This is a genomic window from Pontibacter sp. GD13 (genome assembly GCF_058216355.1).
In genome coordinates, this window is record NZ_JBYZMQ010000018.1 from 19,444 (window position 1) to 29,238 (window position 9,795).

The following is a 9,795-nucleotide window of genomic DNA, read 5'->3' on the forward strand; positions in this document are numbered from 1 at the left end:
GAGCGGTAGCCGCATGCCCCGTAAGGCAGAGGCTACCATATGTTGAACAGATGCTGCCAGCAATCGGGCTGGCAGCACTACTGTACCAAATCATGCTAAAGAACTTCTTAACAAAATGGATGGAGCTGCTAAGTATACCTGCAGCCTTTGTGCTCTGGTTTTTCAGTGCTCCCTTTTTACGCTTGATTGATCCAACCTCAGCAACCTTTGATGCTGGCATCTTTCAGGCACTCATCTTCGCAGTGATTGCTTTCCTGGCATTTCACGGTGTGGTGAGACTGGTAATGAAAGTGCTCTGGCCGAAAGTGGACCTGCACCTGGATCAATATTTTAACATCGAACTTTTTAAAGTAACACCATGGGAAAGATTAAAAGTATCCTTGTTTGTCTTTTTTGCGCTCTTTTATGCGCTCATAGCTCTTACGGTGGCCCTACTCTAAGAGACCAGGTAGCTGAGACTTACACGAAGGAAGTTGGTATAAGGGAGGCTACCGGCAAGAATGACGGTAAAGAAGTTGAAAAGTACCTGGCATCAGTAGGATTGGGTAAAGGGTACGCCTGGTGCGGTGCTTTTACTAATTGGGTGCTCAAGCAATGCCAGGTCAAAACTCCTAAGGGTGCTGCAATGGCAATGGCCTGGTTCCCGAACAGCCATACCATCTGGCAGAGAGGCGAAGGGGAAACCCCTCAGAGAGCAGACCTTTTCGGCCTTTACTACACACACCTGAAGCGGATAGGCCACGTGGGGTTCATAGAAACTTGGGATGAATCCAGCGGCTATGCCATAACGGTGGAAGGCAACACGAACGAAGCAGGCAGTAGAGAAGGTGACGGGGTGCTTCGCAAGCGCAGGCTGATCCGGCAAATCTACAGGGTCTCCAGATGGGTGCCTGGTCAAAGCCTCAGCAAGTACCTGCCAGCACACGCAAAATCAGTAAGTCACCAAGTTAACACAGCAACGATCTATGTCTAACAAGGCTTTTTGGGATATGATGAGGCTCATTGCCTTTTTCGCTATCCTGACATGGCTGGTCTCCTGCAACTCTGCAAAGGAGGCAGGCACTACCTCAACTGAAACTACAACAACCACTGTGAAGGCAGAGCAGAAGGATAGCTACAGCTATCAGGAGAAGCTGACCTTGACGGAAGTAACCATACCAGGTGACAGCAGCAAGATTAACACACAGCTGCAGGTTGACCCGGTAACAAAAAAAATCAAGCCTTTTAAGGCTCAAACAGGAGGCAGCCGCTCCAAGCTATCCATTGAAGTGGACAGCATCGGTAACCTAACCTCCAGCTGTGAATGTCAAGAAGAGAAGGCAACCATTGCAAGTAAGGAAATTGAAATAAAGCATCTCGCTGAACAGCTATGGCAACAGTCGCTTCTTCAGGAGAGCAAAGCCACGGATGTGGTACATGTGCCTTACACGGCCTGGTATGATTACCTGGCCCGCGTGGTTGCCCTTCTCTACTTCTTAAACTGTCTCTTAATTCTAATCTGGTATCTCATAAAAAAATACTCTTATGTCAAATTCCTCAGAAAGTAATCGACTGCAAAAGGCTGCTGAAGCAACCTTCAAACAGTACCCAAAAGAAAATGTGGTTTATGTTGCCTCCGATGGCAATGTGTTCCTGAAGGCTAACAAAGGCGATGCCTTCAATCATGCCAGGGAAAACGAAGTGCAGATAACACGCTTTGACAGACCAGGCATTACAACGAAAAACGTGGTGGAGGAAATTATAAAGTCGGTACAAGGTGTCAAAAACGCCTTCAAAACAGTTGATCCGGATCAGGACACGGACTTCAGAGGCAATGAGCTTGACTTAACCAAAGCATCTGCAACGGATGTGGTAAACGCCATCCTGACCGAAACAAAGATCAATGCCGACAACCAGGCGCTTCGTCCGGATGATTCTGATGAAGATGAGCAGCCAATCGGAGAAGTTGCAGGCACTGTAGAAGCAACGACAGAAGCGCCTGTGACAGGTGATCAGGCCAGCGGTCAAGCTGCTGATCAGAACGGTGAGCAGCTGACGTTGGAGCCTGCCGTACCTGCTGCCGCGCCTGCAAAGGCTGAGAGAAAAGGAAAGAAGTCTACCACTAAAACGACTGCTGAATAATGAGCTTACCTAAAGTAATAATCTCGCAAGGCAACGGCAACTTAGGCCGTGTGGCTGCTGCTCTGGATGGAGTAGCTGCCCTGATCGTGAGTGGTGTGGCTGTAGCTGACAAGCTTACTTTGGGAGAGGCTGTTGTGCTGTTCGCTCCTGAAGATGCCGCTATCTATGGCATCACACCGGAATACGATGAAACCAATTCAGTGCTGGTATTTCAGCACATTGAAGACTTCTACGCTGAGGCCGGTGTAGGCGCTGAGCTGCACCTGATGGTGGTGCCACAGGCTGAGACACTGACCAATATATTTGACCCTGCAAAAGCCTTCGCTGCTAAGCTCCTGAAGGACCAGGCAGGAAGAATCAGAATTTTGGGAGCGGCACTTAACCCTGCAGCAGGTTATGTTCCTGTCGTAACGGATGGACTGGATCAGGATGTGATTGATGCCATTGTGAAAGCAAAGGCACTCAGAGCACTGGAGGAGAAAAGTTATCGATACGCCTCCTTCGTGATAGAAGGCAGGAGCTTCAGTGGTAACATTGGCACCGTGAAAGACTTAAGGGCTGTTGATGGTCCGAATGCAAATCGCGTGTCCATATGCCTGGACGCTGATCCTGATATTTCCACTGATCATCCGGGCTATGCCCGTGTTGGCCTGCTGTTGGGCCGTGTGGCAAGAATAGCAGTGCAACGCAACATAGGCCGCGTGCTGGATGGAGAAGTAGAGGCTTTGACAGCCGGTCTTTCTAACGGAGCAGCTCTAAATACCTATACGGATGTGCAGCTGGACACGCTCAATGACAAAGGCTACATCTTTCTTAGAAGGCATCCGGAAACAGCCGGTTTCTTCTACAACGATGACCATACGGCCACAGTGATCACAGACGACTACGCTGGTATCTCCAGAGGTCGTGTGATGGATAAGGCCAGCCGGCTTGTTCGCCAGGTGTACGTGCAGCGCTTGCTGGATGATATAGAAATTGATGCGGCCACTGGCAGAATGCAGGCTGCAGAGATTAAGTCTTACCAGGCTGAGGCCGAAACACTGATAGAGCGGGAGATGCTGGCAAAAGGCGAGATTTCCGGTGTGTCCGTTGAAGTTGATCCGGAGCAGAACATCCTGAGCACGGATGAAGTGGCAACGGTTGTCGAGTTGGTGCCAAAAGGTACGGCTCGCACGATCAAAGCAGAAATCAAGTATTCTAATCCTTTAAATAATTAAGATGAAAATCAACGGTGAAGAGTACGCCTGGGAAGATTTGCAGGTGGCTATGAACGGTAAAGTTGTGGAGGGTATAGAAGGAATCTCCTATACCACGAAACGCAACCACACCAACATCTACGGCAGAGGCAACAAGCCAGTGGCAGCAGGCAGGGGTAAAAAGGAGTATGAGGCTTCTATCACGCTGCTGCAGTCAGAAGTGGAGGCACTGCAGCTGACACTGCCGCGTGGCAAGGACCTGACAGATATCAAGCCATTCAATATTGTCGTGTCTTATGCTCCGGAAGGAGGCAAGATCACAACGGATGTGATTACCTACGCTCGCATAGCGGAGATTACCAAAGCCTTCAAGAACGAAGATGGTAACATGGTGTGTGAACTGCCATTGGTAGTAGGTCCAATTAACTATAACGTGTAACTAAAATTTCAAAGAAAGTGGAAAATACAGAAACAAAAGAGCAAGCGGTATCTAATTACCCAGACAAGAAACAAATTGAAGCCTGGAAAAAACAACACGGAGCCGTGTTCACCATTGAAGTGGATGGTAAAAAGGCATATATCAAAAAGCCTGGAAGAAGGGAGTTGGCCGCAGCGACTACGGCTGGCAAGAAAGACCCTTTCAAGTTCAACGAGAGCATCCTGAACAACTGCTGGCTAACGGGTGATCAGGAGATCAAGACGGATGATGATCTGTTCCTGGGTGCCTGCAATGTACTGGATGAAATCATAGAGTTTAAGCAGGCTGAGGTAAAAAAGCTTTAGATGAAGCAAGGGCCAATCGCGGCTCTTGCTTCATCACCGAAATAAACGCGCAGCTCATCTACTACATGAAATTCTCCCGGCATGAACTGGAGAATTTATCAGATGAGGAATGGGCGGAATGGTGGATCGCGCTGCAGAACATCAGAGAGCGTGAAGCCAGAGATAAAGCACTAATAGGTTAGTAGTTTTTCATTGAGGTTAAAAGGCTTTTAGACATTGTTTAAAAGCCTTTTTTCTAAACACAAACAATCCAATATCATACTGCAATGGGTGTTAAACTATCAGAATGGAGACTGAAGCTTACAGAGACCGTGGAGCGGACCATGAACAAGATCAATGGTGCCGCTGACAAGGGAGCTGCTAAGTTTTCTGCATTGCAGGATAAGATCAATAAAGTGTCAAGTGGCATTAAGGATGCCGCTTCGGAAGTCCCGGGCCTTAACAGGGCCATGGAACTTGCCTCAAACCCATACGTGGCCATTGCGGCCTCTCTCATGGCGCTTGGCGCGCTGATGTTCTCAGGCGGAAAACGAGCCGCCGAGTTCAATCACCAGTTCCTGGAACTCAGGAACCTCAACTTAGACAAAACACAGGGTCAGCTACAGACTCTTAACGATAAAATACTGGACCTGAGCATTGCCGAGGGATTGGACCCAGTAGGCACGGCTAAGGCATTCTTTGATGTGCAGTCTGCCACAGGAAAGTATGGTGCCGAGGTAGAGGCCATTGTAAGAAAAGTAGGCAGGTTCTCACTAGCCACTAAAACCGATCTGCCTGCTGCTATCAACGGCTCGGTAAAGGCCATGAAGGCTTTTGGGTTCGGAGCTGAACGTATGGATGAATACCTGGAAAGCTCTGCCAAAACTGTGCAGGTAGGTATCACCACTTTCGATGAACTGGCCAAAGTGCAAACTGAGTTTGGAGGTGCTGCAGCTGCTGCAGGTCAGGACTTCAATACAGCCAATAAGCTGTTTGCCGCTTTCACGGCTGTTGCCAAAGATGCCAACACGGCTGCTACCATGACCAAAGGTGCCTTTCAGGGCTTGACCATGAAGAGCACGATTGATGGATTTAAAAAAGTAGGCGTGAACATGTTCGATGCCTCTGGCAAAATGCGGAACATGGATCAGATCATAGCGCAGCTGGTGCCAAAGATAGGTAAGATGAACGATGCCGACTTCCTCAAATTTAAAAATGAGATAGGCGGTCCGGAAGGTTTGCAGAACATGCTGAACCAGCTACGGGCCTCCGGAGAGGATGTACTGGCAACCTTCACGGCCTTTGACAATACAAAGTTCAATATTGAAGATGCGTTGAAGAACGCCAAAGGTGACTTTACCACGCTAAGCAACATTGTGAATAGCCAGTTCAGCGGCATCATGATTAAGCTGGGCCAGTTGATTTTGCCCACGGTTGCCAGGATCATGGATAAAGTAAGTATAGCGCTTATCTGGGTAGGCAAAAATTTTAATACGATAACCACCATCATCAAATCTGTAGCTACTGTCATTGGTATCGCCGGCGCCGCATGGGTAGTCTATAAAGCTCAAATGATGATAGCGCAACTTGTGACGATGGGAATGATTGGCATTACTAAGGCATTAAGTACTGCTATTCACAGTATTCCTATTGTGGGATGGGTGGCAGCTGGTGTTTCAGCTCTAATAGTATTGTACCAAACTTGGGATGAGTTTAGAGCTTTAGTGGATGGTACATGGAATATGTTTAAATCCATGCTACCCCTCTTCTCAGCTTTTGCAAAGCTGATGCTCGATATTCACACCAATCCACTCGAAGCAGCAAACAGTGCCCGGAGCCTGGTGAATGAGTGGAACAAACTGGATTTAGGCGGTGCTTTCAATGAGGGGTACGATAAGTCTATGGCTGAATCAGCAGCCAGAAGAGCAGCTGAACAGGAAGATCCATTCGCAGGTCTGGATGCCGGACAGGAAACACTTACCACAGAAAACAATCCTGACATACAATCAGGACTTGACAGTGTGACGGATGGAGGCAAGAGCGTTCGCAATGTGACAGTGAACATTGAGAACCTGGTAAAGCAGCTCACGGTACAGGCTGCCTCTGTGAGAGAAGGTGCTGAAGATATCAGGAGAATAGTACTGGAAGAATTAGTTAGAGCGGTAAACGGAGCAGAAGAAGCTGTAGCAGGATAATGGAACAACAACCAAAAGCAAAAAAACTCAATACGTTGGAGCTACTCCGTAGTGCTTTCGGCAGTTATGTGGCGTTGCCTTACCCCTTGTCTCGTGCAGATCGTGCCAGGGTGGAAATTCTGGATAAGTATAAAATGGATTCTTTCCCGGAGGCAGAAGCCTTGAAAGTCTCCGCTCTAGGAACTCCAATCTATATGCCTTGTACTATTGATGGCTTCGAACTTCCAAACGAGCCACTGATAGAGATTGCAGGCAGCAAAAACATTGTAAAGACACAGCTTGCAGGCTATAACGGCACTATTAAGGAAGAAATGGGACTGGATGATTATGCTATCATCATCAGGGGAATCATCATCAATGAAGAGGCTGAAGCCCTTCCTTCAAAGGAGATCAGCAGGCTACGTCAAGTATTTGAAAAACGTGTTGGTGTGGAGATCAGTTCTCCCTTGCTCCGTCTCTTCAATATAAACATGGTGGCTATTGAAAACATTCGCTTTCCGGTGGTGCCAGGTGAACTTAGTGCACAGTGTTATGAGATACAATGCATCAGTGACTTTGATCCGAAACTAATCATACAAGATGCTATCCTTTAACTGTAGAGTCACTGTTGGGCGGTATTTATTCAATACGCTAAACTATTGCGAGATCAGCAAGAGCTGGAAGGCTATTGCTGATACTTCCATTTTAAGGCTACCTGGTCTGAAGCAAAAACTGGAGAACCTTATTATGGCCGGAGATGAGGTCAAAATAGAGTTAGGGTATAACGGGGAGTACAGAACTGAATTTGAGGGATACGTGGCTGAGATCATGCCGCGCATCCCTTTTGAGATAAGGTGTGAGGATGAAAGCTACAGGCTGAAGAAAGAAACAATAGCTGCAAAAGCCTGGAAGAGTGTCAAGCTCCTGGAGGTGCTTCAGTACATCGTGGGTGATCTGGTTGCAAAGGAAGTGCCGGACGTGGTATTGGCTCCTTTTCGCCTGGACAAAATGAGCAAGTACAAAGCGATTGAAAAGTTAAAGGATGAATACGGCCTGACGGTCTACTTCCGGAATAAAAAGCTGTTCGTGGGACTTGCATATACAGAGAACACTGCTGCAGATAAGGTAGTGTACCATTTTCAAAAGAACGTGTTGCCTAATCCTGATATCACCTTCAGGCGCAAAGAAGATGTGAAGCTGAAAGTACAGGCTATCTCCATCCTGAAGAACAATACGAAACTAAAGGCTGAGGTGGGAGATGAAGACGGTGATCAAAGCACACTGCACTTCTATAACATAACGACTGAGGCAGAGCTAAAGAAGCTGGCCAGTGAGCAGCTGGAGCGAATGAAATACGATGGGTATAAAGGTAGTCTGGTAACCTTAGGCTTACCCTACGTGGAGCATGGTTATACGGCTGTTTTGCTGGATGATCAATATCCGGAACGGAAGGCTAAAGTGTTTGTGGATTCTACTGTAGTAAAGGTATCTAAAACAGATGGTTTCAGGCGTGAAGTAGAGCTAGGAAGGAGGGCAATATGAACGATTCATTGAGAGAAGCTTTCCGGAAAGGAATAAAGAGTAAGGTGCAAGGCCAGTTCACTACCATTGCTGCAGTAGTGGATGCTGTAGATGAACAGGCTTATACAATAGATGTAACGCCAATTGATGAAGGCGCTGAAGTGTTTGACGTAAGGCTTCGCGCTTCATTGGATGATGCAGATTGCGGTTTTATCCAGGTGCCGAAAGTAGGGAGCACCGTCCTGATCAGTGCGATCAAAAATAATTGGAACAGTGCTTTTCTATCTCTGGCCACTGACCTGGAAAAAGTCCTGGTAAAGTTAGGTGATACCACTATGCAGATATCAGCGGAGGGCATCACGATCAACGGTGGCGCTCTGGGTGGCCTGATCAAAGTTCAGGAACTACAGGATCAGTTGAACAAAACAAACCAGGTAGTGCAGGCCATGATGGAAGCCTTCTCATCGTGGGTGCCAGTGGCACAGGATGGAGGTACAGCCTTGAAAACCGCAATGGGCAGTGCGCTTGCCGGAAAGGCAGTTGGTGATTTCTCAAACATTGAAAACGAAAAAGTAACGCATGGCTAAGCTGGTACACGACATTATGCTGGATGATGACTTTGAGTTGAAGATCATCAACGGTGACTTTGCGCTGGGTGAAAGTACCCAACAGCACCAGCACCTTTTGCTGATTAGTCACAAAGGCAGTTTTCGGCAAAGCCCTTTGGTAGGTGTTGGTCTCTCAGATTTCCTGATGGAAAATGACCTGGAGAAGTTTAAGGAAGAAGTACAAAAGCAGTTTGAGTTGGATGGTTTGGTTTTCCGGACGTTGAACGCGGAAAGTTTTGAGGAACTGGAAATAGATGCATTCTATAACAAGTAGCAAATGAGAATAGCGGATGGTGAGGATTTACTAGGTGTTTGCCTGCAGCAGTACGGAACCATTGAAGCATTGCTACAGCTGGTTTCTGCCAACGGATTGGCTCCTGATCAGGAACTGCAGGCAGGCCAGGAGCTGAAGTCGCTTGCTGTCTTCACAAAGCAACCTGACTCCTTTGAGCAGATGGGTAGCACCCTTGACCAGGTACAGGTGATCCGGGCAATGGAAGGACAGGATATACTTGATCTTGCCCTTCAGGAATACGGCACCATAGAGGAAATTATAAGGCTTTTAAAGGATAATGAAACAGCCTTTCAAGATCATAATAGCTTACCTGGTGCCGGTGTCCTGTTACGGGTAAATGCTGAAACGGCAAAAGCATCTGCCACGGGCCGGGTGCTGGCCATGCAGGATGTAAAGATCAGCACGCATACAGATTATACGCCTCCGGTTGAAGGCGCTAAGAAACTGAAGGACTGGCTTGCTTCAGACTTTAACAAACAAGATTTCTTATAAAATGGCAGTTAAAACTTTACAGGAACTAAAAGAAGACCTCTTAGCCCTGATCAGGTCAGGGGCATCAGATACCAGTGCATCCGAGGTGAGAACCATGTTCACCAATGTGCTGGATACGATGTTTGATAAGTTTACCCCTATCAAAAAGATATTCCTGAACAATGTGCTGCAGACTCCAGATGCTGAAGGAAACTTAAGCTTAACGGTAGATACTTCTGATCTGGCTACTAAACAGGAGTTAACGGATGGGCTGGCAGGTAAGGCCACTCCTGCAGATATCACAGCGGCTACCAACGCTCTTATTGACGGATCACCAGACGATACCCTGCTGAAGCTCTACAACAAAATTGTAGGGCTTCAGGCATTGATCAACGGAGATGACGTGAACCTGGACTCAATTAAAGAGATCAGCGACTACATCAAAGCAAACAAGTCTCTGATTGACTCCATCACAACCGATAAGATCAGCACCGCTGCAATTTACAATGCTTTGGATCAGGCAACTGCAGGTAAGGTACTAGATGCCAGGCAAGGTAAGGCGCTGAAGGATTTGCACGATGCATTAGCTGCCACTGTGCAGAATCATGAGACTAGGTTAGCGGCATTGGAGGCGAACCCTACAGGTG

14 protein-coding genes are annotated in these 9,795 nt (G+C 47.5%); all 14 read left to right on the plus strand.

From position 1 onward, the window contains the following. Positions 1 to 92 precede the first annotated feature (92 nt). Positions 93 to 440 (plus strand): hypothetical protein, encoded by a 348-nt coding sequence (locus AC4BAN_RS16985; protein ID WP_490565614.1) that lies wholly within the window; start codon positions 93 to 95, stop codon positions 438 to 440. Then, a complete protein-coding gene (locus AC4BAN_RS16990; RefSeq protein ID WP_490565615.1) occupies positions 359 to 973 on the plus strand; it encodes a CHAP domain-containing protein in 615 nt (204 codons plus the stop codon). The genes AC4BAN_RS16985 and AC4BAN_RS16990 overlap by 82 nt, the downstream gene beginning before the upstream one ends. Next, the gene (locus tag AC4BAN_RS16995; protein ID WP_490565616.1) at positions 966 to 1,547 is read left to right on the plus strand and encodes a hypothetical protein; all 582 of its coding nucleotides are present in this window, start codon (positions 966 to 968) and stop codon (positions 1,545 to 1,547) included. The genes AC4BAN_RS16990 and AC4BAN_RS16995 overlap by 8 nt, the downstream gene beginning before the upstream one ends. After that, a complete protein-coding gene (locus tag AC4BAN_RS17000; RefSeq protein WP_490565617.1) occupies positions 1,525 to 2,121 on the plus strand; it encodes a hypothetical protein in 597 nt (198 codons plus the stop codon). Before AC4BAN_RS16995 ends, AC4BAN_RS17000 begins: the two co-directional genes overlap by 23 nt. Beyond that, positions 2,121 to 3,338 carry a DUF2586 family protein gene (locus tag AC4BAN_RS17005; RefSeq protein ID WP_490565618.1) on the plus strand — a complete coding sequence of 406 codons (1,218 nt, stop codon included), beginning with the start codon at positions 2,121 to 2,123 and terminating at the stop codon, positions 3,336 to 3,338. Before AC4BAN_RS17000 ends, AC4BAN_RS17005 begins: the two co-directional genes overlap by 1 nt. A 1-nt stretch (position 3,339) precedes the next feature. Then, complete coding sequence (locus AC4BAN_RS17010) at positions 3,340 to 3,756, plus strand: hypothetical protein (protein WP_490565619.1); 417 nt, start codon at positions 3,340 to 3,342, stop codon at positions 3,754 to 3,756. Positions 3,757 to 3,773: 17 nt separating this feature from the next. Then, the gene (locus AC4BAN_RS17015) at positions 3,774 to 4,100 is read left to right on the plus strand and encodes a hypothetical protein (protein ID WP_490565620.1); all 327 of its coding nucleotides are present in this window, start codon (positions 3,774 to 3,776) and stop codon (positions 4,098 to 4,100) included. Between the two features lie 266 nt (positions 4,101 to 4,366). Then, positions 4,367 to 6,274 carry a phage tail tape measure protein gene (locus AC4BAN_RS17020; RefSeq protein ID WP_490565621.1) on the plus strand — a complete coding sequence of 636 codons (1,908 nt, stop codon included), beginning with the start codon at positions 4,367 to 4,369 and terminating at the stop codon, positions 6,272 to 6,274. Continuing rightward, on the plus strand, positions 6,274 to 6,867 hold the full coding sequence (locus AC4BAN_RS17025; protein WP_490565622.1) for a DUF6046 domain-containing protein: 594 nt from the start codon (positions 6,274 to 6,276) through the stop codon (positions 6,865 to 6,867). Before AC4BAN_RS17020 ends, AC4BAN_RS17025 begins: the two co-directional genes overlap by 1 nt. Then, positions 6,854 to 7,795: a hypothetical protein gene (locus tag AC4BAN_RS17030; RefSeq protein ID WP_490565623.1), complete on the plus strand. Its 942-nt coding sequence runs from the start codon at positions 6,854 to 6,856 to the stop codon at positions 7,793 to 7,795. Before AC4BAN_RS17025 ends, AC4BAN_RS17030 begins: the two co-directional genes overlap by 14 nt. Next, on the plus strand, positions 7,792 to 8,361 hold the full coding sequence (locus AC4BAN_RS17035) for a hypothetical protein (protein WP_490565624.1): 570 nt from the start codon (positions 7,792 to 7,794) through the stop codon (positions 8,359 to 8,361). The genes AC4BAN_RS17030 and AC4BAN_RS17035 overlap by 4 nt, the downstream gene beginning before the upstream one ends. Further along, complete coding sequence (locus tag AC4BAN_RS17040; protein WP_490565625.1) at positions 8,354 to 8,656, plus strand: hypothetical protein; 303 nt, start codon at positions 8,354 to 8,356, stop codon at positions 8,654 to 8,656. Before AC4BAN_RS17035 ends, AC4BAN_RS17040 begins: the two co-directional genes overlap by 8 nt. Before the next feature lie 3 nt (positions 8,657 to 8,659). Continuing rightward, positions 8,660 to 9,169: a hypothetical protein gene (locus AC4BAN_RS17045; protein WP_490565626.1), complete on the plus strand. Its 510-nt coding sequence runs from the start codon at positions 8,660 to 8,662 to the stop codon at positions 9,167 to 9,169. A 1-nt stretch (position 9,170) separates the two neighbouring features. After that, the coding region (locus AC4BAN_RS17050; RefSeq protein ID WP_490565627.1) for a hypothetical protein at positions 9,171 to 9,795 on the plus strand (625 nt) is incomplete at its 3' end.